The organism is Thermoflexus sp., assembly GCF_034432235.1.
GTDB lineage: Bacteria > Chloroflexota > Anaerolineae > Thermoflexales > Thermoflexaceae > Thermoflexus.
The window spans coordinates 59,701-81,912 of the sequence record NZ_DAOUCJ010000031.1; the positions used below are offsets into that span (position 1 = coordinate 59,701).

Annotated in this window: 24 protein-coding genes and 1 tRNA gene; 10 read left to right on the plus strand and 15 right to left on the minus strand. The window is 65.4% G+C overall.

The window, feature by feature from the left end; genetic code table 11:
• The first annotated feature begins 18 nt into the window (after window positions 1–18).
• Both VAE54_RS03775 and VAE54_RS03780 read left to right on the plus strand, forming a co-directional pair.
• Window positions 19–2,274 (plus strand): hypothetical protein, encoded by a 2,256-nt coding sequence (locus VAE54_RS03775; protein ID WP_322800602.1) that lies wholly within the window; start codon window positions 19–21, stop codon window positions 2,272–2,274.
• 47 nt (window positions 2,275–2,321) lie between these two features.
• Window positions 2,322–4,511 (plus strand): glycosyltransferase family 39 protein, encoded by a 2,190-nt coding sequence (locus tag VAE54_RS03780; protein ID WP_322800603.1) that lies wholly within the window; start codon window positions 2,322–2,324, stop codon window positions 4,509–4,511.
• 156 nt (window positions 4,512–4,667) lie between these two features.
• On the opposite strand, the gene speE is transcribed toward VAE54_RS03780, so the two are convergent.
• Complete coding sequence (speE, locus tag VAE54_RS03785; protein ID WP_322800604.1) at window positions 4,668–5,552, minus strand: polyamine aminopropyltransferase; 885 nt, start codon at window positions 5,550–5,552, stop codon at window positions 4,668–4,670.
• Window positions 5,553–5,722: 170 nt separating this feature from the next.
• Window positions 5,723–5,795 (minus strand) — tRNA-Lys (locus VAE54_RS03790).
• Window positions 5,796–5,859: 64 nt separating this feature from the next.
• Between VAE54_RS03790 and VAE54_RS03795 the strand changes: the two genes are divergently transcribed.
• A complete protein-coding gene (locus VAE54_RS03795) occupies window positions 5,860–6,090 on the plus strand; it encodes a hypothetical protein (protein WP_322800605.1) in 231 nt (76 codons plus the stop codon).
• Window positions 6,091–6,098: 8 nt separating this feature from the next.
• On the opposite strand, the gene hisD is transcribed toward VAE54_RS03795, so the two are convergent.
• The 10 genes from hisD to VAE54_RS03845 all read right to left on the minus strand — a co-directional run bounded on the left by hisD (window position 6,099) and on the right by VAE54_RS03845 (window position 13,336).
• Window positions 6,099–7,412: a histidinol dehydrogenase gene (gene hisD, locus VAE54_RS03800; RefSeq protein WP_322800606.1), complete on the minus strand. Its 1,314-nt coding sequence runs from the start codon at window positions 7,410–7,412 to the stop codon at window positions 6,099–6,101.
• 54 nt (window positions 7,413–7,466) lie between these two features.
• Entirely contained in the window at window positions 7,467–8,156 is a 690-nt protein-coding gene (gene hisIE, locus VAE54_RS03805; RefSeq protein WP_322800607.1) for a bifunctional phosphoribosyl-AMP cyclohydrolase/phosphoribosyl-ATP diphosphatase HisIE, read from the minus strand.
• Window positions 8,113–8,835, minus strand: a complete 723-nt coding sequence (locus VAE54_RS03810) for a queuosine precursor transporter (protein WP_322800608.1) — start codon at window positions 8,833–8,835, stop codon at window positions 8,113–8,115. The genes hisIE and VAE54_RS03810 overlap by 44 nt, the downstream gene beginning before the upstream one ends.
• Before the next feature lie 47 nt (window positions 8,836–8,882).
• A complete protein-coding gene (hisF, locus tag VAE54_RS03815; protein ID WP_322800609.1) occupies window positions 8,883–9,644 on the minus strand; it encodes an imidazole glycerol phosphate synthase subunit HisF in 762 nt (253 codons plus the stop codon).
• 50 nt (window positions 9,645–9,694) lie between these two features.
• Window positions 9,695–9,823: a hypothetical protein gene (locus VAE54_RS03820; RefSeq protein ID WP_322800610.1), complete on the minus strand. Its 129-nt coding sequence runs from the start codon at window positions 9,821–9,823 to the stop codon at window positions 9,695–9,697.
• Between the two features lie 75 nt (window positions 9,824–9,898).
• Window positions 9,899–10,309, minus strand: a complete 411-nt coding sequence (locus VAE54_RS03825) for a nucleotidyltransferase domain-containing protein (RefSeq protein ID WP_322800611.1) — start codon at window positions 10,307–10,309, stop codon at window positions 9,899–9,901.
• Window positions 10,278–11,054, minus strand: coding sequence for a 1-(5-phosphoribosyl)-5-[(5-phosphoribosylamino)methylideneamino] imidazole-4-carboxamide isomerase (locus VAE54_RS03830; protein WP_322800612.1), 777 nt, complete (start codon window positions 11,052–11,054; stop codon window positions 10,278–10,280). The genes VAE54_RS03825 and VAE54_RS03830 overlap by 32 nt, the downstream gene beginning before the upstream one ends.
• A 132-nt stretch (window positions 11,055–11,186) precedes the next feature.
• Window positions 11,187–11,795: an imidazole glycerol phosphate synthase subunit HisH gene (gene hisH / locus VAE54_RS03835; protein ID WP_322800613.1), complete on the minus strand. Its 609-nt coding sequence runs from the start codon at window positions 11,793–11,795 to the stop codon at window positions 11,187–11,189.
• 265 nt (window positions 11,796–12,060) lie between these two features.
• A complete protein-coding gene (locus VAE54_RS03840; protein ID WP_322800614.1) occupies window positions 12,061–13,050 on the minus strand; it encodes a uroporphyrinogen decarboxylase family protein in 990 nt (329 codons plus the stop codon).
• Window positions 13,037–13,336 (minus strand): tetratricopeptide repeat protein, encoded by a 300-nt coding sequence (locus tag VAE54_RS03845; RefSeq protein ID WP_322800615.1) that lies wholly within the window; start codon window positions 13,334–13,336, stop codon window positions 13,037–13,039. Before VAE54_RS03845 ends, VAE54_RS03840 begins: the two co-directional genes overlap by 14 nt.
• Before the next feature lie 267 nt (window positions 13,337–13,603).
• Between VAE54_RS03845 and VAE54_RS03850 the strand changes: the two genes are divergently transcribed.
• The 5 genes from VAE54_RS03850 (at window position 13,604) to VAE54_RS03870 (ending at window position 17,008) form a co-directional block, all read left to right on the plus strand.
• Entirely contained in the window at window positions 13,604–14,284 is a 681-nt protein-coding gene (locus tag VAE54_RS03850; protein ID WP_322800616.1) for a Type 1 glutamine amidotransferase-like domain-containing protein, read from the plus strand.
• Window positions 14,281–15,192: a helical backbone metal receptor gene (locus tag VAE54_RS03855; RefSeq protein ID WP_322800617.1), complete on the plus strand. Its 912-nt coding sequence runs from the start codon at window positions 14,281–14,283 to the stop codon at window positions 15,190–15,192. Before VAE54_RS03850 ends, VAE54_RS03855 begins: the two co-directional genes overlap by 4 nt.
• Window positions 15,193–15,261: 69 nt before the next feature.
• On the plus strand, window positions 15,262–15,828 hold the full coding sequence (locus tag VAE54_RS03860) for a UbiX family flavin prenyltransferase (protein ID WP_322800618.1): 567 nt from the start codon (window positions 15,262–15,264) through the stop codon (window positions 15,826–15,828).
• Between the two features lie 6 nt (window positions 15,829–15,834).
• The gene (locus tag VAE54_RS03865; protein WP_322800619.1) at window positions 15,835–16,572 is read left to right on the plus strand and encodes a polyprenol monophosphomannose synthase; all 738 of its coding nucleotides are present in this window, start codon (window positions 15,835–15,837) and stop codon (window positions 16,570–16,572) included.
• Between the two features lie 145 nt (window positions 16,573–16,717).
• Window positions 16,718–17,008: a metalloregulator ArsR/SmtB family transcription factor gene (locus tag VAE54_RS03870; protein ID WP_322800620.1), complete on the plus strand. Its 291-nt coding sequence runs from the start codon at window positions 16,718–16,720 to the stop codon at window positions 17,006–17,008.
• 39 nt (window positions 17,009–17,047) lie between these two features.
• Here VAE54_RS03870 and VAE54_RS03875 read toward each other — a convergent pair whose 3' ends face one another.
• The 3 genes from VAE54_RS03875 to tpiA form a co-directional block, all read right to left on the minus strand.
• Complete coding sequence (locus VAE54_RS03875; protein ID WP_322800621.1) at window positions 17,048–18,130, minus strand: ABC transporter ATP-binding protein; 1,083 nt, start codon at window positions 18,128–18,130, stop codon at window positions 17,048–17,050.
• A gap of 170 nt (window positions 18,131–18,300) precedes the next feature.
• Complete coding sequence (locus tag VAE54_RS03880) at window positions 18,301–19,386, minus strand: ketopantoate reductase family protein (RefSeq protein WP_322800622.1); 1,086 nt, start codon at window positions 19,384–19,386, stop codon at window positions 18,301–18,303.
• A 7-nt stretch (window positions 19,387–19,393) separates the two neighbouring features.
• The gene (gene tpiA / locus VAE54_RS03885; RefSeq protein WP_322800623.1) at window positions 19,394–20,158 is read right to left on the minus strand and encodes a triose-phosphate isomerase; all 765 of its coding nucleotides are present in this window, start codon (window positions 20,156–20,158) and stop codon (window positions 19,394–19,396) included.
• Window positions 20,159–20,571: 413 nt separating this feature from the next.
• On the opposite strand from tpiA, the gene VAE54_RS03890 reads away from it, so the two are divergent.
• Both VAE54_RS03890 and VAE54_RS03895 read left to right on the plus strand, forming a co-directional pair.
• The gene (locus tag VAE54_RS03890) at window positions 20,572–20,931 is read left to right on the plus strand and encodes a 4a-hydroxytetrahydrobiopterin dehydratase (RefSeq protein ID WP_322800624.1); all 360 of its coding nucleotides are present in this window, start codon (window positions 20,572–20,574) and stop codon (window positions 20,929–20,931) included.
• Window positions 20,932–21,028: 97 nt separating this feature from the next.
• Window positions 21,029–22,210, plus strand: a complete 1,182-nt coding sequence (locus VAE54_RS03895) for a response regulator (RefSeq protein WP_322800625.1) — start codon at window positions 21,029–21,031, stop codon at window positions 22,208–22,210.
• Window positions 22,211–22,212: the final 2 nt, after the last annotated feature.

Genomic DNA, 22,212 nt, shown 5'->3' on the forward strand with positions numbered 1-22,212 from the left:
CAGTCGGAGAAGCCATCCATGCAGGGTTTCCCTTGGCGGATCGCCTGTGTCCTCCTCCTGATCGCCTGGGTCAACGTCCTGATCCTGTGGCGGCCTGCCCCGGCCCACAACGACGAGGCCTATGAGATCTGGGCTATCCGCACCCACGATCTCCCCGGGCTCATCGCGACCGGGCTCCGCCTGGATGGCCAGCCTCCGCTTTACCCCCTCCTCCTCTGGGGGATCCGCCAGCTCCCGCTCTTCCGCCCGGTCCCCATGCTCTACCTGGCCAGCCTTCTCGTTGCTTTCCCTGTCTATCCGTTGATGTTTCGGCTGACCCGATCGCTTGGGGGATATCGCGCAGGGGTGCTGGTCCTGGCCCTCCTGGCCTTCAATCCCCTCGTGGCCGGCATGATGATGTTCCTGCGCGCCTACTCCCTGACGCTGATGCTCAGCGCCCTCGCCCTCTGGCTGGCGTGGCGCACGGATCGCCATCCCACCTGGGCCCGCGGGCTGACCTGGGGGCTGGCCAGCCTCGCGCTGGTCTTCGCGTTCTACTATGGGATCTTCCTGATCGCCGCCGCCTTCCTCTGGCTCCTGCGACAACCCCGGGAAGGTCCCCGCTGGCGTGCCGCTTTGCTCGGTGCCGCGCTGCCCGGGCTGGGCGGGGCCCTGTGGGCGCGGATCGCCCTCGCCCCGGCCATCGCCATCGTGAGCCGCCATCAGGGGAACCCCGGCATCCATCCCCATCCGCTGGAGATGGCGGCGAATCTCTGGCTCACCCTCTGGAGCGGATGGGCGGCGGATGTCCGCCTCGCCCTTGGGGCAGGCATCGGGATGGGGCTCATCCTCACGATGTTCTGGATCCACGCGCTCCGCCGGCGGTTCCCCGCGCCGGGCTTCCCTCTCGTGACCGGGGCGTTCCCCCTCTTCGGCTTCCTGGTGGTCGGATGGCGTTACAATTTCTTCGCCGCGCGCTACGCGGTGGTCGCCCTGCCTCCCCTCCTCCTGGCCATCGCCATGATCATCGCCCGCGCGCCCCGCCGAGGTCAGGCTGTGGCCATCGGATGGGCCGGCCTGATCGGACTGATCGGCCTCTCGCGGATCGCCATCGCTTATCGCATGTTGCCGGAGAACAACCCCTGGTATGCGGAGATCGCCGTGGCGCTTCTGGAGCGCGTCGCTCCCGGCGACGTGGTGATCGCCCAGGCGCCGTGGCACTATCAAGCCCTGCTGATGGCTGCGCCCGACGCGCCCTGGCAGCTCTTCGATCTCCATGAGGAGGATCGCTGGCGGAAGGCCATGCAGGACCGCCCCGTCGTCTGGTTCCTGGGGGTTCCCGCTTATCGCGGAAACTGGGAGCCTCTCGAGCGCGCCATGAAGGGCTGGATCCGGGAGGAGGTTCGGGCATGGCCGCTCCCAGCCGACGCCATCCTGATCCGGTATGTGCCGCCGGTGGAGGCTCCCGGATGGCAGCCCCTAAGAGCGGTCTTCGAGGAAGGATTCATCTTGGACGCGGTGGCCCTGGATGCTGGAGGCCCCCCCGGGATCCTGCGGGTGGGCTTGCGGGTGCGGGCCTCGCGCCCGATCCTGCGCTCTTATACGTTCTTTGTCCATTTGCTGGATCCCGGGGGACGCTGGATAACAGGCAGCGACGCGGAGCCGCCTGTCCCCACGAACGCGATGGAGCCGGGCGTTCCGGTGGTGTTCTGGCGCGCGCTGCAGGTTCCGGCATGGCTGCCGGCCGGAACTTACACGGTGACCGCCGGCGCCTATCCTACTGGGTCCGGGGGATGGCCGCGCCTGCGCACCCGGGAAGGAGCGGATACCGTTCACATCGGGACCGCGCGGGTGCGATCTCGTCCTGCCCTTCTGGAAGGCCATCCGGCCGTGCGATGCGGATCTATGACGCTGAGCCGCTTTACGGTGATCCGTCTGACGGATTATCGACAGGAAGGGCCGGATATCTTCCCGGAGCCTGGTCATCCGGATCGCCTGTGGGTTCAGGGGAGCTGGCGCGCGGAGGCCGATCATAGCGCGCCGCCGGAGCTGATGATGGATACCGATGGGCGTGTTCAGATCCTGAGGCCCAGGGAGCCGCTGGCGCGGGAGGTTCGATACCCGGCGGGCCAAATGGCAACCGGCTTCTGGGAGGGGGAGGTGGCTCCTGAACAGCGCACCCTTCGTCTGATCGTTGCGTGCCCAGGCGGCCGGGTGGAGTTTCCTGCGCTGACGCTATCCCGGCAGCGCTGGCGCTGGAATTACAGCTGGATCTTCTGGAACCGGATGCCCTGATCTTCATCGGCGGGGAAGTCAGGTTGCGGATACCCGAGCTACATGCGATGAAAGATCGAATCGCCTTCGTTGTCCTGCTGGCCATCTGGCTGACCTTCTGGGTGACGCTGGCCGTGATGCCACGGGATCTAACGCGATTCGATGAGCAGCACGTGCTCTGGCAGGTCAGCTCCTACGGCTGGGTGGAGGTGGCCCGCAACCTGATGCGGGACAGCCACCCCCCGCTCTATTACTGGCTGGTCAAGGGCTGGCGGGAGCTCGGCGGTTTCGATCACCCCTGGGCGTATCGGTTCTTCTCGATCTGCCTGGGATTGCCGGCCCTCCCCCTTGCTTTCCAGGTCGGGTGCCAGTGGGGAGGGCGCCGGCTGGGCCTGGCGCTGGTGGCCGGGTTAATGCTGAACCCTTTCTATCTGTTCCTGCTGGTCCTGATCCGGATGTATGGGCTGGTGGTGGCTCTGGGCGGGCTGTCGATGTTCCTGTGGGCTCGCCTGTTGCGGCAGCCCACGACTTCCCGATGGCTCGCCTGGGCTTTGGTCCAGGGCGCTTTAATGTTCACTCACTACTATGGGCTGCTCCTCATCGGCACGCAGTGGCTGATCCTCCTGATCCGTCGCCCCTCCGGATGGCGCATGGGCGGGTTGGCCGCGCTTCCCTTCATGGTCGCCTTCGGCGTCTGGATCGCCCAGGCCTATGCGGGAAGCCTGGAAAACACAGTGCGAAACCTTTCCGCCATCCCGGTCCGCCCCATGCCGTGGGAGGTGCTGGGGCATCTCTGGGCCAATCTTCTCGTCGGCCCGCTCGCCGATGGGAGGCTGGCGAGAATCCTCGCTGTAGGGGCTGGCGTGTTCATCGGGCTTCTTCTCCCCACCCTTCGCTCATGGAGGCGGATCCGGCTGGAGCTGGCCATCGTGGCGCTGCTCCCGCTGGGGGCGGGCGCCCTGATGGCCATGCGCTGGCCTTTCTTCGCCGCCCGCTACTTCGCCATGTCGGTGATCCCGACGCTCACGCTGGTTCTCTCCATCGGGCTGGGCTCCCGATGGAAAGGGGCGCTTCTGATCCTGATCCTGCCCGGCATAATTGGGATCGCCAGCTTCCCGGTGCTGAATCTTCCTTTGGGCTTGGAGTCGGAGCTGGAGTTCTGGACCGCTCCGGAGCCGGTGCTGGCCCAGGCGCGCTGGCACCTCCTCTGGTCGGCGGATTCAGGTTTCCCAAGCTATGAGTGGCCGGATCCGGCGCAGCGCGCTCAGGTGGTGGGCCGCTCCCCCTCTTTCTGGTTCGTGGGGGTTGCCCTTTACCGGGCGGACTGGGAGGGGTGGCTGCAGGAGCTCCAGGCCACTCATCTGATCGACTTCCAGGCGGAGTTCCCCCACGAAATCCCCGAATATCGAGCTGCCATGTTCCATCTGGTCCGTAGGGCCCCGGCCGCTCGATGGATCCATCGGGATGCCCGGTGGGCCAACGGGATCCGGCTGCACGATATCGGCTGGACCCAGGAGGTGGTGGAGCCGGGTCGTTCGGTGCAATGGCACCTGCGCTTCTCTACGGACCAGCCGCTGGATCGCCGGTGGACGCTCTTCGTGCACCTGATAGATCCGACCGGACAGCTCTGGGCCAACTGGGACGCGGAGCCGGAGCTCCCAACGGATCAGTGGACACCGGGTCGGATCTACGATGTGGGGCGCAGCCTGCTGATCCCTCGCTGGGTGCCCGCTGGACGTTATGAAGTCCGCATCGGCTGGTATGAGACGGGGACGGCGGGGTTCCCACGGCTTCCCTTGCGGGAGGGCCAGGGGGATACGCTTTCCATGGGTGAAGTGGAGGTCCTGCCTCAGCGGGAGCCTCCGCGATTCGGCACGCGAACCAGCCCCCATGTGGAGCTGAATCCCCCTCAAATCTCCACCCGATCCGGGCCGGATGGATACCGGGTCCGGGTTCGAATCCCGTGGCGGAGCCGGGATCCAGCCTCCCTCGCCGCATGGCAGCTGGTCCTGGAGACGCCGGAAGGGCCGATCCCGTTGCGGCGTCCGTATCCGGTTCCCGAAGCGGTCGTCCATAGCCCGGGGTGGCTGGTGGAAACCTGGGTCAGCCCGCCGCTCCGGGGAGGCCGCCCCGCCTTACGCTGGCTGGAGGTCCGCTATGCATGGCAGCTCCTGGCCCGTCACCCGATCTGGCTCTTCCCCCCGGATGTCCGGTGGAGCTATGACTGGCTCTTCCTGAACCGGACGGGCCTTCCATAGAGCCCCTGGATCTCCACATGGGGTTGCCCAGCCCGGATCCCTCGGGCGATTGGGATCCCTATATTCACGGGATAGAGCGTTCGACTTTCGAGCCCGCCTGGCCCTCCATCGGGAAGGCGATCCCTCCCCCTGCCCGGCGGCGCGATCCATGGTCGATCAGAAGGTCCCTTTGAGTTCCTCCAGACGGTCCATGAAGGCGGGGGGGGCGAAAAGCCAGCGATGGTAATCCGGGTCATAGTAGCGTCCCCGGAAGGGATGGGGATTGCGCACGACCCTCGGATCCAGCCCCTTGGAGCAGACGATGAAACTCCACCAGTTGCACGGATACGTGGAATAGGGCATGGGAATGGTCTCCACATACCGGAAGAGCTGGCCGAGCGCCTTCCGCACCATCGGCGCTTCATAGCCCAGGTATCCTTCCCGGAACAGGGACTCGGAAAGGTGCAGGGCCAGCATCCCCTCATCGGTCAGGTGCTCAGCGCACAACCGGAAGAAGGCGGGGTCGAACAGGCTGCGGGCCAGCTCCGCCAGGGGGTCATTGGAGTCCAGCAGGATCACATCGTAGGCATCCGGGTGTTCCTCCAGGAAGGTGCGCCCGTTGCCGATGATCAGGCGGACCCGGGGATCATCGAAAGAGGAGGCGAACTCCGGCATGTGCCGCCGACACAGCTCCACCACCTGGCCGTCCACTTCCACCACGATCACTTCTTCCACCGTGGGATGCCGCAGGGCCTCCCGGGCTACCCCGCCGTCCCCCCCACCGATCACCAGCACCCGGCGCGGGTTCGGATGGGCCATCATCGCCGGGTGGACCAGGGACTCGTGGTAGAAGAACTCGTCCCGTTGGGTGAACTGAATCACGCCATCCAGGACCAGCGCCTTGCCCCAGTTTTCGAGTTCCAGGATAGCGATTTCCTGCAGGGCGCTCCGCTCATGGGCCAGCACCCGCCGGACCTGATACACGGCCGTGATCGTGCTTTCCTCGGCGAAGGTCAATCGCATCCCTTCGAAGGGATCTTCAGCCAGCGCTCCCTGGGCCATTCTCCATCCTCCCGATCGGTGTTGGGATGGGTCTTGCGCCCCCCGGGTCATTTCCAGGGGATAGCCGGATGCTTTTTCAGGCCGGCCCTTCAGGTCCCCAATGTGTCCATCCGATGGTGGAAAAGCAAAAAGCCTTCCGCGATGAGCCCATCGCAGAAGGCTTCCTCAGGTGAGGCGGGTGGGACTCGAACCCACAACCGTCGGCTTAAAAGGCCGCTGCTCTGCCGGTTGAGCTACCGCCCCATGCCGCAATTTAATTCTAATCGGCGTGGCGGGGGGTTGTCAAACGCCCCCCAGGAGGATGGAAATGCCATCTACAGCAATTGTGACGGTGGAGAAAATGCTGGAGTCTTTGCCTGAGGAAATGCAGGAGCGTGTGGTGGAACATCTGCGAGAGTATATCCTGGATTTGCAAGACGAGCTTCAATGGGATGCGCTGTTCAAGCGCACCCAGGGTGAACTCGTTGCGGCGGCTCGTCGTGCCAGGGAGGAAATTGCCGCTGGCCAAGCAGAGCCTATGGACTTTGAACGACTATGAAATGGGTATCAGACTGTAGCGGAGGACGCCGGCAGGTCTGGAAGGCGGATCCGGATGGAAGCGGCGTGGGCGTGTAGCCCCTCCACCTCCGCCAGCGTGGTGATCACCGGGGCCAGATGGCGCAGACCCTCCTCGGTCAGGGCTTCCACCTCGATCTTCTTCACGAAGGTGTCCACGGAAATGGAAGAGGCCGCGCGGGCCCAGCCGCCGGTCGGCAGGGTGTTGTTGGTGCCGGTAGCGTAATCCCCCGCCGCCACGGCGGACCAGGGGCCCAGGAACACGGATCCCGCATGGCGAATGGCTGGGAGGATCGCCCAGGGATCCCGGGTGTAGATGGCCAGATGCTCTGGCGCGTAGGCGTTGCAGACCTCGATGGCCGTCTCCATATCTGCGGTCACGATCAGCCCCCCATAGGTTTCCAGCGCCTGGCGGGCGATGGCCCATCGCGGGAGTCGTGAGCCCTGCCGCTCGATCTCGCGCCGCACGGCATGGGCCAGGGCTTCCACCGGCGTCACCAGAAGACAGGAGGTATGGGGATCGTGCTCGGCCTGGGCCAGCAGCTCCGCCGCCACCCAGTCCGGGCGCGCCGTCTCATCGGCCAGGACGATCACTTCGGTGGGGCCGGCCAGCATATCGATGGCCACTTCCCCCATCACCAGGGCTTTGGCCGCCAGCACATACAGGTTACCGGGCCCTACGATCTTATCCACCCTGGGGATCGTCTCCGTGCCGTAGGCCATGGCGGCAATGGCGGCCACCCCGCCCACCAGGAAGAAATCGGTCACTCCGGCGGCGTGGGCGGCGGCCAGCACCGCAGGGTGGCGCCCGGCTGGGGGGGTGCAGGCGACGATCCGGCGCACGCCCGCCACCGAGGCCGGAATCCCCAGGGCATGGACGATGGTGGGATAGACGGCCCGGCCGCCCGGGATGTAGAGCCCGGCCGAATCCAGCGGGCGAACGATCTGCCCGGCGATCACCCCTGGAGCCATCTCCATCAGCCAGATGGGCCGTTCCCGCTGGGCTTCATGGAACCGCCGGACGGCCTCCGCTTCCCGGTGCAGCGCCTCCCGGACCTCCGGGGCAAGCTCCTTCCAGGCGGCGGCCATCGCCTCCGGGCTCACCCGCCAGCGCTCCGGCGGCCAGTCGATCCCATCGAAGCGCCGCAGGTAATCGACGACCGCGGCATCCCCCCGCCGTCGCACGTCCTCCAGGATGGCCTTTACGTCTGGAAGGACCTGCTGAAGATCCGCCCGGGCGCGCATCAGCAGGCGCTGTCGTGTTCCCGCGTCCAGGGCTTCCCAGCGATAGATCTCGATAGGCATCCTTCCTCCTCTTCAATGTAGGGCAACTGCTTGCAGTTGCCCTACTTCGGCTCCTCAAGGGCGCTCCCCGAGGATCGCCCCCATTCCCCGTCGTTCGGATAGGACTTCCAGCACGGCGTCCCAGCTCAGCCCCCGCGCCACCAGCCCCACGGTCAGCATATATAAAAGATCCGCAGCCTCCTCCAGGGACCGCGGGTCGGATTGATGCCGCAAGGCCAGGACAACCTCTATGGCCTCTTCGCCGATTTTCTTCACGATCTCATCCAGCCCCGCGGTCAGGAGTTGGGCGGTGTAAGAGCCCTCCACCGGGTGCCGTTGCCGATCCCGCACGATCTCCTCCAGCCGGTGGAGGATGTGTCCGGATGGAGGAGGAAGCTCCCCTTCACGGAGTTCCCGATGAAAGCAGCTGGGCCGGCCGGTGTGGCATGTGGGCCCGGCGGGGATCGCCTGAATCAGCAGCGCATCCTCATCGCAATCGAGGCGGATCTCCACCACACGGAGGACGTTCCCGGAGGTCTCCCCCTTTCGCCATAGCCGCCTGCGGGATCGACTCCAGAAGTGCACCATCCCGGTCTCGCGGGTGCGCTGGAGGGCTTCATCGTTCATCCAGCCCAGCATCAGCACCCGACCGGTTCGCGCATCCTGGACAATCGCGGGGCGCGCTGCTGTAGGAGGGGCTTCTGCCTCGACCTCCGCCGGTTCAGACGCGGAGCTCCAGTCGGAAGGGATTGAAGTCGGTGTCATAGTCGTAATAGTCCTCCTGTTCCAGGCGTTTCAGGGTGCCCACGATCAGATACGTCACCGGCGTCATCACCGCTTCCACGCCAACCTTGAACAAATAGTTGGTCAACACCAGGGTGGCGAACAGATTCCATGGGAAGACGCCGGTCAATGAGGCGATCCCCACAAAGACGGCCGTGTCCACCAGCTCACCGACCAGCGTGCTGCCGATGGTCCGGGTCCACAGGTAGCGACCACGGGTGAGGATCTTCATTTTAGCCAGGGTGAAGGAGTTCGCGAACTCGCCGGACCAGTAGCCCAGGAGACTGGCCAGGACGATGCCGCCGGTGCTCATGCCGCCCAGAATGGCCTCATACGCCCGCTGTCCGGCGGTTCGTTCCCATTCGGGATCCCCCGGCAGGATGCGGACAATCCAGAGGATCAGCGCGCTCAGCGTTAGGCATGCGAACCCGGTCCAGATGACCCGGCGGGAGCGACGATAACCGTAGACCTCGGTCAGGATGTCCCCAAAGATATAGCTCACGGGGAAAAGGATCGTGCCCGCATCGAAGGCGAGCCGCACACCGAAGAGGCTCGCCCTCCAGTCTACGATCTTGGCGGATGAGGCGATGTTGCTGACGATGAGGACGGTGACGAAGAGAGCCATCACCATGTCGAAGAAGCGATAGGGGCGCTCTCCCATCCGTGTCCTCCGCATGTCGCGCGCCTGTATTGCGATGAGGTTTTGATTCAGGGAAGGCGCACCGGGATCCCGCGTTCCGCCAGGTAAGCCTTCACTTCTGAGATGCGCAGCTGCCGGAAATGGAAAACCGAAGCGGCCAGAGCGGCGTCCGCTTTCCCCACCGTGAACACCTCATAAAAGTGCTCGAGGGCGCCGGCCCCGCCCGAGGCGATCACCGGGACGCCCACAGCTTCCGCCACGGTCCGGGTGAGCTCCAGATCATAGCCCTCCTGGGTGCCATCGGCATCGATGCTGGTGAGCAGGATCTCCCCCGCCCCGCGCCGTTCCGCCTCCTGGGCCCATGCCACGGCATCCAGGCCCGTCGGCGTGCGCCCCCCGTGGATGTAAACCTCCCACCGGGACGGCCCGACCCGTTTGGCGTCGATGGCCACGACCACGCACTGGGAGCCGAAGCGCCGCGCCGCCTCGGTGATCAGCTCGGGCTGGCGGACCGCCGCCGTGTTGATGCTGACCTTATCCGCCCCCGCCCGCAACAGAGCCCGAAAGTCCTCGACGGTCCGAATCCCCCCGCCGACTGTGAACGGGATGGAGAGAACCTCCGCCACGCGTCGGACCACATCGAGCAGGATGGCGCGATCCTCATAGGATGCGGTGATGTCCAGGAAGACCAGCTCATCGGCCCCTTCCTCCTCATACACGCGGGCATGCTCGACGGGATCCCCCGCATCCCGCAGATCAACGAACCGCACCCCTTTCACCACCCGCCCGGCGTGGATGTCCAGACAGGGAATGATCCGCTTCGCCAGCATGGTTGGAGCTTTCCCTTTCCCGCGGTCCTCTGAGTTGCATGAAGGGTTTCTCAATCCGGGGTGGGCTTCCGCTGGAGCCACGCCAGCAGCCGGCGCACCATCTCCCTCAGCGCGCCGGCTTCCTCCCGGGCCATCCGATAACCCTGGGCAGGTGTGACCTCTCGATACTCATGAATCATCTGTGTAGGCCTCGAGCTTCTCCAGACGTTCCAGAATCTCAGCGCTCAGCCGGGCCACTCGCTCGGGATCGGGTTTCACGGCAGCAGCTCCCTGAGGAACTGGGAAACGTAGGGCTCCCAGTGCATCCACTCCCACCCGGTTCGTTCGATGAGATCGGTGAAGCGCTCCGGGTCCCGGAGGATCAGCGGGCGGCCGTTCAGGATCTGAACCTGCAGCCCCAGGGGCGCGCGCTCGAACACCACCACATCCACCGGGTAACCCAGGGCGACCGTCCACTCCGCTGCTCGGTCCAGCTCGTAACGCTCCGGGTCCACCCCAGGCGCCAGCCCAAGACCCACGTCGATATCCGCGAAGGGCAGGTCCATCTCCAGGAAGGATCCAAAGAGGGTGGCGAATTGGATATCCGCGTCCGCCTCCATCAGCGCCTGCAGCTGTTCGATCAGGCGCTCTCGCTCATCCGGCGGAAGGAAAAGGCGCGGCCGCATGGTTCTCTCCTTCCAGATCCCGCAAGCGGGCGATCGCCTCTCGCAGGGTGAAATACCCCTCATGGAGCGCCCGTCCGAGGATCAGCCCGGCCAGGCCCGGGAAAGCCCGCCGTCCGGCTTCCTCGATGTGGGAAAGAGCCCCGATCCCTCCGGAGACGAGAACCTGGACGCCCGCGGCCCGGGCGACCCGGGCGGCCCCTTCCAGATCCGGGCCGGCCAGGGTTCCATCCCGCATCACGTTGGTGTAAAGGGCCCAGCGCACACCCCGGGCGGCCCATTCCCGAGCGAAGGCGATCGGGTCTCCGGCCTTTTCCCGCCAGCCGGCCACGGTGAGCTGTCCCTCCCGAACCTCCACCGCCAGGACCAGCCGGTCTGGCCCGAAGCGGGCCAGCGCCGCCTCCAGCGCGGCCGGATTCCGCACGGCCATCGTCCCGACCACAGCGCGCTGAACGCCCAGCTCGAAGGCGCGCTCCAGGTCTTCCAGCGTGCGCAGCCCGCCTCCCAGCTGCACCATGAGCGGCGTTTCGCGGACCAGCCGGGCGATCCATGTCATGCGGGTTCCCTCCGTTCCGAAGGCGCCATCCAGGTGGACCACGTGGAGCCAGCGGGCCCCTTCCTCCGCCCATCGGAGAGCCTGCTCGACCGGATCCGTGGCATACACGATGCGGCGCCGGGGATCGCCCTGGATCAGCCGGACGACCTGGCCCTGGAGGAGATCAATGGAAGGGATCAGCTCGATCTTCATAAGCTCGGATACGTCCAAAAGTGGGAACAGGGATTACGCCGCTGGCTCTGGATCTGGGGGCTGGGCGGGCCGTCGGAAGCGACCGACCCAGCCTGAGGGCGATTTTCTCCCAGGCCAAGGTGAGTTGGCCCCTCAAAGCCTCAGGAAGTTCCGCAGGATCTGTTCGCCTGCGCGATGGCTTTTCTCCGGGTGGAACTGCACCCCCATCACGGGCCCCCGGGCGACCATCGAGGCGTAGCGGATCCCATAAACGGTCGTGGCGATCACATCCGCCGGATCCTCCGGCTCGCAGTAATAGCCGTGAACGAAATACACGTAAGCGCCGTGAGGCACACGGTGGAGCAGGGGATGGCTCCCCGCGTGCTCCAGGCGGTTCCAGCCGATCTGGGGCACTTTGCCGGCCTCCGGGGGAAAACGGCGCACCCGGCCGCGCAGCAATCCCAGACCCCTGTGGTAGCCCATCTCCTCGCTTTCCTCAAAGAGCAGCTGCATCCCCAGGCAGATGCCCAGCAAGGGGATCCCGCTGGCGACTGCTTGCTTCAGCGGCTCGACCCACCCGCGCGCCGTCAGCCCGGCCATTCCATCCCCGAAGGCGCCCACTCCGGGCAGCACGATCTTCTCCGCCCAGTCCAGGTCCTCCGGGCGCTCGCTGAGGCGCACCTCCGCCCCCAGCCGCCGGAACGCCCGGACCACGTTTCCCAGGTTCCCGATCCCATAATCGATCACCAGCACCCGTGGCATGCGCGCTCCAGCCGGATCGTTTCCCCCTATTTTAGCGCAACCGATTGTTCACTCCCCATTGTGGGTGCATGACGAAGCATAAGTCGGGGGGCGACAGAGCCCTTCTCCTGGATCTTCAAGCCATGGGTGGGGAATTACGGTTTGGGAATCAGGCGAGAGATGGGTGAGAGAGCCCATCCCTTGCTGGGAGGAGGATTATATTCGTGCCCTCATTTGTAGCTGCCCCTGCTGCTTGGATCAGACCTCCGATGGGCCAGACCTTATCTCACCGGCTCTCCGACGCCCGTTCGACGACCTGCCGCGCTGCCTGCAGGTTGACCTCTGGCGCGTGGATCGGAACGACGCAGCCGGTGCCCAGGATGAACCGCCGCCCGCCGGTCCGGGCGATGGCCTCCCGGGCTTCCGCCTCCACGTCCTGAGGGGTCCCCAGCACCAGGGTCTGGATCCGGGAGAGCCCTCCCAGCACAGCCCCCCGCACTTTCTCCTTTCCCTCCTCCAGCGCGGGCGGCGTCTCCCGATCGTGCCAGTTCCAGACGGCAACCGGGTAATCCACGAAAAGATCGAACATCACCGCCTCCCCATGGAGGTGGAGGATGTTCAGCCAGGCGTCGATCGCCACCTCCAGGATCGCCAGATCATAGGGGCGACCGAAGGCCCGATATTCCTCCGGGGAAAGCAGGAGGTAAGAGGCATGCTGGACCGCGTAGAAGATCCCGTCCACCCCGAGTTCCAGGGCCGCGCGGATGAAACGGCGGGTGCTTTCCGTGATGGTCCGGAGACCCATCTCGAGCGCTTCGGGGTGACGTCTCAGATGCAGCAGCAGTCGCTCGGGACCTGCCAGGTTCTTCGCCTGGGCCAGGGGGCTGAACACGGTCACCACAACAGGAACCTCCGGGAGCGCCTGACGGATCCGCGCCACCGCTTCGAGATGTTCCCGCAGGGCTCCCCGCGTGGGATCAAGGACCGGCAGGGCGGCCCAATCCCGGGGTTCCTGCACCGGATGCCGGATGTAGCGCCGGGTCCCTTCGGTATCGCCCTCCCAGCGGTCCTCGACCCCCCAATCCCGGACGCAATAACTGGAGGCCGGGGTGATCTTCACGAAATCGAAGTCGAAGCGGCGCTGGAATCCGATCACCGCCTCGGCGAAGGCGCTCGGATCCTGATCCGCGACCGGGAAGTGCCGCCACAGGGCCACCGGCGGGCGATCCACCGCATCGCCCTGAATGGCGGCTTGAAGCCGCTCACGCTTCTCCATCGGAGCCTCGCAGGGTTTCCAGATGAGCCTGGGCAAGCCGGGAGAGGATTTGAGCTTTGGCCCGATCGTCCAGGGTGGGGGCCAGTTCGATCACCTTCTCGAAAGCCTGGATGGCCTGCTCCTTTTCTCCCTTCGCTTTGCAGGAGAGGCCAAGCCCGTAATAAGCGTCTACCGCATCCTCATCCATTTCAATGGCCTTGCGAAACTGCTCGATTGCCTGATCGTATTGCTTCTTCGCGTGGAACTCCCATCCGAGGTCGATATAAGTCCCCACATGCTCCGGCATGGGCGCTTCCCCCTTTTTGCATCTCGTTTTCCAGGCGAAGGGTGCATCGGCCGGAGGATCGGGAGCCGACGCCTGCATCCTTTCTGGGATCCAAACGTCTGGAGGGAGTCTCCTTGAGATTATATCGCATGTGGGGGGTATTCTGTTGAACCTCAGATTCAAGGCCGGGATTTTCCCTCCTTCGAGGATGCCATGCGTTCCAGTTTCATCGTTGGGTCCTGTCCAGATCCTGTCCGGTGATGCAAAATTAAAAAGGAGGAGGAAGAGATGGGGCAGAAAGGCCCGCTGCGCTGGCGGGGCGGTCATGGGTGGCTGGTGCTGTGTGGAGGAGAGGAAGCCGAAGAGGTGCACCGGATGGCGATGGCCCGGAGCGCCCCTGAAGGCCTGGTGGTGGTGGTCATGGCCGCCGCCGAGGATCCGGGGCGCGCTCAGCGATATGAACGGCAGTATCGAGAATGGGGGAGCCCTCCATGCCGGGTGCTCACCCTTCGCTCTCGAGAGGAAGCCTTCCAGACCGCCCATGCCCGCCTGCTCCTGGATGCCCGTCTGATCCTGATCGCCGATGGGGATGTGCGACGCCTGCTGGAAACTTTCTTCGACACGCCCGCCCTTCAGGCGATGATCACCGCCTATCATTCCGGCGCGGTGGTGCTGGGGATCGGGGCGGGGGCCGAGGCCATGGGAACCTGGGTGCTGCGCTCCGGATGGCAGGAAACGCTGGGCGCCTGGGGATGGTTGCCAGGCGCTTTCATCGTGAGCCACTACACGCCGGAGGCCGCGCGGGCTCTTCAGGCGGCCCTTCACCGGCGACCCTTCGCTTACGGGATCGGACTGGCGGAGGGAGCGGCCCTCGCCCTCGGCCCGGGCGATCGGATCGAGCGCTGGGGGGAGGGAGAGATCACCGTGATCTTCGGAGCCCGCTGGCTGGATCGCGAGGAGGCTCGATGAGGTCCGAAATCAAGGCCCCTCTCTGGGATCTGGGAGGCCGCCCGTTTCGACCGGAACGCCCCCCACGCCGGATTGTCTCCCTGGTGCCCAGTTTGACGGAGACCCTGTTCGATCTGGGGCTGGGGGATCGGGTGGTGGGGCGGACGGACTACTGTATCCATCCGGCGGAGGCGCGATCGGTTCCCTCAGTGGGGGGGACGAAGAACCCGGATCTCGACCGGATCCTTGCGCTGCGACCGGACGTGGTGTTCGTCAATGTGGAAGAGAACCGGGAGGCGGACGCGCGGGCCCTGGCGGCCCGGGGAATCCCGGTGGCGGTGTCTTTCCCCCGTTCCGTGGTGGAAGCCCTCGACCTCGTCCGGCATCTAACGGCGCTCTTCGGGATCCACCGTCCCCCGGTGCTCGAGGAGCTGGAGACCTTGTGGGTGGCCTGCCAGCGGATGAACCCCGAGCGGCGCCCGCGGGTGTTCTGCCCCATCTGGAAGGATCCCTGGATGACCTTCAACGCCGAGACATACGCCCACGACGTGCTGACCCGGTGCGGGGGCGATAACGTCTTCGCGAGCCGCCGTCGGCGGTATCCGCTGGCTGCGGATCTGAACCCCGGGATACCCGCTCGACCGGCTGCGCGGGATGACCGATACCCGCGCCTTTCGGAAGAGGAAATCCGGCGCGCAGCTCCCGAGCTGATCCTGCTCCCCAGCGAGCCGTATCCCTTCCGGCCGGAGGATGCGGAAACGGTCCGGGCATGCTTCGCGGATACGCCAGCAGGGCGGACCGGCCGCGTGCGCTGGATCGACGGGAGCCTGCTGTTCTGGCATGGAACCCGCCTGCGGCACGCCCTGCGGATCCTGCCTCCGATCCTTCAGGGTGCCTTCGCCTCCGAGGACCGCTCATCGCTCTGGTAGGGAACGCGTCTCCGTGGAGACCGGGCTCTTTGCCTAACTCCTGCATTGAGCCATTAAGGTGTGAATGAAATGAAACGACGTCTCATCGTGGGGATCAGTGGGGCCAGCGGAGTCATTTACGGGATCCGGCTGCTGGAAGTCCTGCGCCCGAACCCGGAGATCGAGACCCACCTGATCCTCAGCCCGGCGGCCCGCATGACCATTGTCCAGGAGACCGATTACACGGTCCGCCAGGTGATCGAGCTGGCGGATGTCGTTCACGCCTTTCACGACATCGGGGCGGCCATCGCCTCCGGATCCTTCCGGACGATGGGGATGGTGATCATCCCATGCTCGATCAAGACGCTGGGGGCGATCGTTAGTGGCTACACTTCGGATCTGATGAGCCGGGCGGCGGATGTGACCTTAAAAGAGGGGCGGCCGCTGGTGCTGGTGGTGCGGGAAACCCCTCTCCATATCGGCCATCTGGATCTGATGCGGAGGGCGGCGCGGATGGGAGCGATCATCATGCCGCCGGTTCCGGCTTTCTATGGCCGCCCCCGCACGATCCAGGACCTCATCGATCAAACGGTGGGGCGGGTGCTCCTGCGCCTGGGGATTGAGAACGATCTTTACGCGCGATGGAAGGAGGATTGAGAAGCGATGACGAGAACCATGGTGGTGGTTCCCACTTACAACGAAGCCGACAATCTGCCCCGCCTGGTGGAGGCGTTGCTCGGGCTGAACCTGCCGGATTTGCAGATCATGGTGGTGGATGATCGGTCCCCCGATGGGACGGGCGAGGTCGCGGAGGCCCTGGCCCGGGCCCACCCGGGCCGCCTGATGGTGGTGCACCGCGAGGGCCCGCGGGGCCTGGGCCCCGCCTATCTGGAGGGTTTCCGGCGCGCCTTGCAGATCGGCGCGGAAGCGATCGTCCAGATGGATGCGGATCTTTCCCATCCTCCCTCGGCGATCCCCCGGATGCTGGAGCGGATGGCCGATTATCATGTGGTGGTGGGGTCCCGTTATGCGCCGGGAGGACGGGTGGATCCCCGCTGGGGGCCTGGGCGCTACTGGCTGAGCCGCTGGGGAAACTTCTACGCGCGTGCCATCCTGGGGCTTCAGGTCCGGGATGCAACGGCCGGTTTCAAATGCTGGCGCTGGGATGCCCTGGCGCGTATGCCCCTGGATCGGGTGCGATCCACTGGCTATATCTTCCAGGTGGAGATGGCCTACATCGCGCAGCGGCTGGGCTATCGGGTGTGCGAGATCCCGATTTTCTTCGAGGATCGACGGGTGGGGCGTTCGAAGATGAACTGGCGGATTAAAATCGAGGCGGCCCTGCGGGTCTGGGAGCTCCGCTGGCGTTATCGGGACCTGAAGCCGATCTCCCTGGGTTGAAACCCGCACAGCGGGTGTCGCTGGCCTCCCTGTGACGGCTTCTGGAAATCGGGCGGGATGCCCTTGGGTGTTGCCCATTCCCTGAAACCCGCTGCGCGTCGCCGCTGGCGTTCCCCTTGATCGATCTCTGAAACCTAGAAAGGCCATGAGCGCAGATCCGGTTCGCTTCGCCCGAGCCCTGGCGGATGATCACCGTCAGCAGATCTTGCGGCTGTTGTGGGGCCGCGAGCTCTGCGTGCGGGATCTGGTCCAGGCCCTGGGTCTTTCCCAGCCTGCCGTCTCGCATCATCTCCGCGTCTTGCAGCAGGCGGGGCTCCTTCGCGCTCGAGAGGCAGGACGCCAGACGTTTTACACCCTGGATCCAGAGGCCCTGGAGCGCGGCTTGCGAGCGTTGCGGCTGGCCCTCCGCCCGATCCGTCGGAAGGGGCGACGGTGATGGGGGCTGCCAGCAGGACTGTGCTGTTCTCCCGAGCGCTTATGAGCTGGATCCCCTGCTGGATTGCGGGTCCTCCGCGGGCCAGATCACGACGTCCTCCGCCGGAACGGTGATGGAAAGCGGTTCTCCCGGGCGGGCCTCGATGGTGTTCGCCGGGAAAAGCCAGCGAAGGCGCTCTGTCCCGATCCGCATCCATATTTCCACATAAAGCCCCCGGAAGGAACGGGCAACCACTTCGCCGGCGAGGACATTGGCATGGTCCGACGGGTTCGATCGAGGGGTGTGGCGGATCAGGATCAGGGCCCGGGCATGCGGGGAAAGGGGTCCCCTGGGCCGGCCCCGCAGGATCCCGAGGGGTGTCCAGACCTGAGCGATTTCCCCGGGAGCGAGCACATGGCCCTCCAGGAAGGTGCCCAGATCCAGAAAACGCGCCACGAAGGGTGTGGCCGGATCCTGATATAACGCCTCCGGCGGGCCGATCTGCTCGATCCTTCCCTGGTGGAGGATCAGCACCCGATCGGCCACGGCCATCGCCTCGCTCTGATCGTGGGTGACATAGAGGGCGGTCATCCGTTCGGCCTTCAAGAGCTCCCGGATCTCCCTCATCAGCTGCTCCCGCAGTGCCCGATCCAGGGATCCCAGGGGTTCATCCAGTAGCAGGACCGCGGGCCGCGGGGCCAGACTGCGGGCCAGGGCGACCCGCTGCTTCTCCCCCCCGGAGAGGGTGTGGACCTCGCGCAGCTCATAGCCGGGTAGCCCGACCTGATTCAACAGGGCTCGCACGCGTTCCCGGATCTCCGGCTCTGGAAGCCGCTGCATGCGCAATCCGAAAGCGATGTTCTCAAAAACATTCAAATGGGGAAAGAGCGCGTATTCCTGGAACATCAGGCCGATTCGACGACGGTGTGGAGGGATACCCGCGAGGTCCTGGCCATCCAGGAGGATCTGCCCTTCATCAGGGGGCTCCAGGCCCGCGATCAGGCGCAGGAGCGTGCTCTTCCCGCTCCCGCTGGGGCCCAGGATCACCATGATCTCCTCATCGGGGACCTCGAAGGTGACATGATCGAGGGCCACCTGAGGACCGTAGCGACGGGTCAATCCGATGATCTTCAGGTGAGGCATCGACTCTTCGGAGTCTTCTCTTGTATGATCATCATCCGGCGGGCGACCGCCCGATTTCCCCTCCCCCAGCCCCTCCCCGTTTCGGGGAGGGGGGATTTTTAGGCTCCCCCTTCCCTACGAGGGAAGGGGGCCGGGGGGTTAGATCCGAGACCTCCCTCATCCCCCGGTTTTTAGGGACGCCGCGCGGTCCATCCACCTGGGGCCGATCGCCCTATCCGTTCCAGCAACGCGGTGACGTTGTCGCGCCATGCGGCCCGATCCTCCCGGCCCCTGCTCAGATCCTCGAGGATCCGGGCGAGGGCGTCGTGGACCGGTGTGGGAACCCCGGCTCGAGCCCCATGGCGCACCACCGCGCCGCAGTAAGCCTCGATCTCCAGCCGGGCCCCTCGTTGCAGATCCTGGTGCAGGGAGGGAGGTTTCTCTCCTCGCCCCCGCGCCCCCATGAAGGCCAGAAGCGTTCGGACGACGGAGGCAGGTCCCCAGCGCATCGCCCATGCCAGCAGCGGGATCGGATATCCGGGAAGCGAAACGGGCCGCAGGCCCAGCGCGCGCATGACCGCGAGGGCTTCCCGAAACGCCGCCCGCTCCACCGCGAAGGTCCGGGGATCCCGGAGCACCCGCTCCGCGGGCCAGTCCAGGATCGCACAGGTGGCGTTGGCGATGAGGTTGAGCAACAGCTTGGACCACTTCATGGCCTGGGGATCCGGGTAGAGACGGGTGGAGAAGCCCGTTAGCTGCAGGATCGCCTGCCATTCCCGCAGATCCTGAATCGGAGCCATGGGAGCCAGACCCAATCCACCGCGGGTCCGTTCCAGCCGGACGACCCCTGGCGCGACGGTGGAGACGGGCTGGGTGAGGGTCCCCGCCACGACCCGGTCGGCCCCGAACGCGGCGGCCAGCCGGCCTTCCCCGTCGACGCCGTTCTGCCAGCAGAACAGCATCGCGGAACGCCATCCCTGGCGCTGGATCGCGGCGATGGCCGCTTCCGTATCGTAAGCCTTCACCGTGAGAAAGATGGCGTCCACCTCCGAAGGGACGGCATCCAGATCCGGGATGGCGTGGGGCCGGGTAGTGAGCTGCAGTCCATCGGGACGTAGGAGGATCAGCCCATGGCGCCGGATGGCCTCGACCACAGCGGGGCGGCCGAGGAGGATCACCTCATGGCCGAAGGCGCTCAGCATCGCCCCCAGATATCCTCCGACCGCTCCTGCGCCGAAGACCAGGATCCGTCGAGCGGGAAGGGGTTTCACCGGCATGACGAGCTCAGGCCTTCACCCGGGCCGTCTCATGGATGATCCTTAGGAACGTCTCCGCTTTCAGGCTCGCTCCGCCCACCAGCGCTCCGTCGATGGTGGAGCGACCGACGAACTCCGCGATGTTCTCGGGGGTCACGCTCCCTCCATAAAGGACGCGCACCTGTTGCGCGACTTCCAACCCGAAGAGCTCTTCCAGGGTTCCCCGAACCCAACGCCGGATCACCTCCTCCGCATCCACTCCGGTGGCCGCCCGGCCGGTCCCGATGGCCCAGACGGGCTCATAGGCGATGACGAGGCTGGCGGCCTGCCCTGGCGAGAGCCCTTCCAGCGCGCGTCGGGTCTGGGTGGCCACCACGGTTCCGGTCTCCCCGGCTTCGCGCTGAGCCAGCGTCTCCCCCACACAGAGAATAGGGGTCAGGCCGTGGCGCAGGGCGGCGAGGACTTTGCGGCGGATCATCTCATCATCTTCATGGAAATACTGTCGGCGTTCCGAGTGGCCGATGATCACATACCGGCACCACTCCTTCAGCATCACCGGGGAGATCTCCCCGGTGAAGGCTCCGGCGTCCTCCCAGTGAACGTTCTGGGCTCCCACGAGGATCGAGGAGCCCTGCAACACGGCGTGGACGGCGGGGATCGCCGTGAAGGGGGGGCAGAGCACCACTTCCACCGTTTGGGTCTGGAGGCCTTCCCGGATCGCCCGGGCCAGCGCCTGCCCCTCTGCGGCCGTCTTGTTCATCTTCCAGTTCCCAGCGATCAGTGGTTGTCGCATCGTTCACCTCGCCCGAGGAGACAGCGAATGAAGAAGGCTCCTGTTTTCTTGCCCTGTCGCTGGAAGGCGGGTTTTGAAGGCTGCTCCCCTTTGCTGCCTCTATTTTATCGGGTCCTGGGTTTTTCCATCGCTCGGCATGGTTTCCAGGCCGGGCATGATGCCCTCGGCGCCCTGCACCGCGCGAATGCTCCCCCAGGAAGCTTATATCCGAGGGGGAACCACCCGCAGCGTGCCATCCCAGTGAAGGAAGCGAAGCCCCCCGCGATCATTGACGCGCTCCCGTTTCGGTGCTAATTTAGCGATGGGAAGGTGTTTTCATTACCTCACATCTTTTCGCACCTCAAAGGGCCGCAGCCAGGGAACGATCCGGTTTTCCGGATTCAAGATTCCGGTGAAGTTGTGAGGGGCGCAGGATGAAGCTGGAAGAGATGAAATGCGTTCCGTGTCGAGGCGATGAGCCGCCCCTGACCGAAGGGGAGATCCTGGCCTTGCTCCCCAGCGTCCCGGAATGGCAGGTGGTCGTCCGGGATGGGATCCCCCAGCTGGAAAGGACCTTCCGTTTTTCGAATTTCCGGGAGGCGCTGGAGTTCACGCGGGAGGTGGGGGAGCTGGCGGAGAGCGAGGGACACCATCCGGTGCTGGTGACCCGCTGGGGCCGGGTGACCGTGACCTGGTGGACGCATAAGATCCGCGGGTTGCATCGGAATGATTTCATCATGGCCGCGAAAACCGATGCCCTCTACCGGAAGAGGAGTCTTTCAGAACCAACATAAGCGATAAGCGGTTCTTCCCTGCCGTCCGGAGTCCAGGTTCTATGGGTGCCCCGTGAAAGCGTTGTGAGACGAGTCTCACCAATAGGGTGTTTATCGAATGGCGGAAACGATCCTGGTCGTCGATGATGATCTGCAGGCGGTGAAGCTGATCGGCCTGATCCTCCAGCGCAAGGGGTATCGGGTCACCCCGGCGACCAGCGGCGCGCAGGCGCTGGCCAGGGCGGAGACCGAGCAGCCCGATCTGATCATCCTGGATGTGATGATGCCGGATATGGATGGGCTGGAGGTTTGCCGGCGCCTGCGGGCGAACCCGAAAACCTCCGGGATCCCGATCCTGATGTTCACGGCGAAGACCGCCGTGGCGGATAAGATCGCCGGCTTCCAGGCAGGCGCGGACGATTACCTGACCAAGCCAGTGCATCCGGCGGAATTGATCTCCCGGGTGGAAGCCCTGTTGCAGCGCGCGGCCCGCCTGAAGGCCGAGGCCACCGCCAGGGTCCAGGCGGCCACGATCGGTTTCCTGGGCGTGAAGGGGGGAGTGGGAACTTCCACCGTGGCGCTGAACACAGCGGTCGTCCTCGCTCAGGGAGCTGGCCACCTCCCTCCAGCGGTCCGAACGCCCCCTCCGGATTTCCGCTATCCTCGAGTGGTCCTGGCCGATCTGGCCCCGCATGGGGGGTTGGCCTGCCTGCTTCGACTCTCCCAGGCCCTGGGGCTGCCGAATGTCCTGGCCTATCCGCCCCAGGAGCTGGATCCCCCCACGATCGAGAAATATCTCACGCGCCATGTCAGCGGGCTGCGGATGTTGCTCGCCCCCTATACGCCACGGCCGGTAGTGCTCTCCGCCGCCCACATTCGCACCCTGGCCCGCCATCTGGCGTCGCTGGGCGATTATGTGCTCTTTGAGATGGGACATACGCTGGATGATGGGGCCCGGGCGTTGCTGGGGGAACTGCGTTATCTCGTGCTGGTCATGGAGCCGACCTCTCTGGCTTTAGTCCATGCTCGTGAGCTCATCTCCGTGTTATCCCAACTCGGGTGGGTTGCCCAGCAACTCGGTCTGGTGGTGGTGAACCGCGCGGTCTCCGGGATCGCCCCGACCCGACGGCAGATCGAGGAGGCGCTTTCCATTGAGCCGATCGGCTTCATCTCCCCAGCTCCCGAGCTGGCCCATCAGGCCGCCGACCAAGGGGTCCCCATCGTCATGCTGCAGCCGGATGGCCTGCTGGCGGAACAGTTCCGCGAGCTGGCCCGACGTCTGGTAGCGCTCACGAGGTGAAG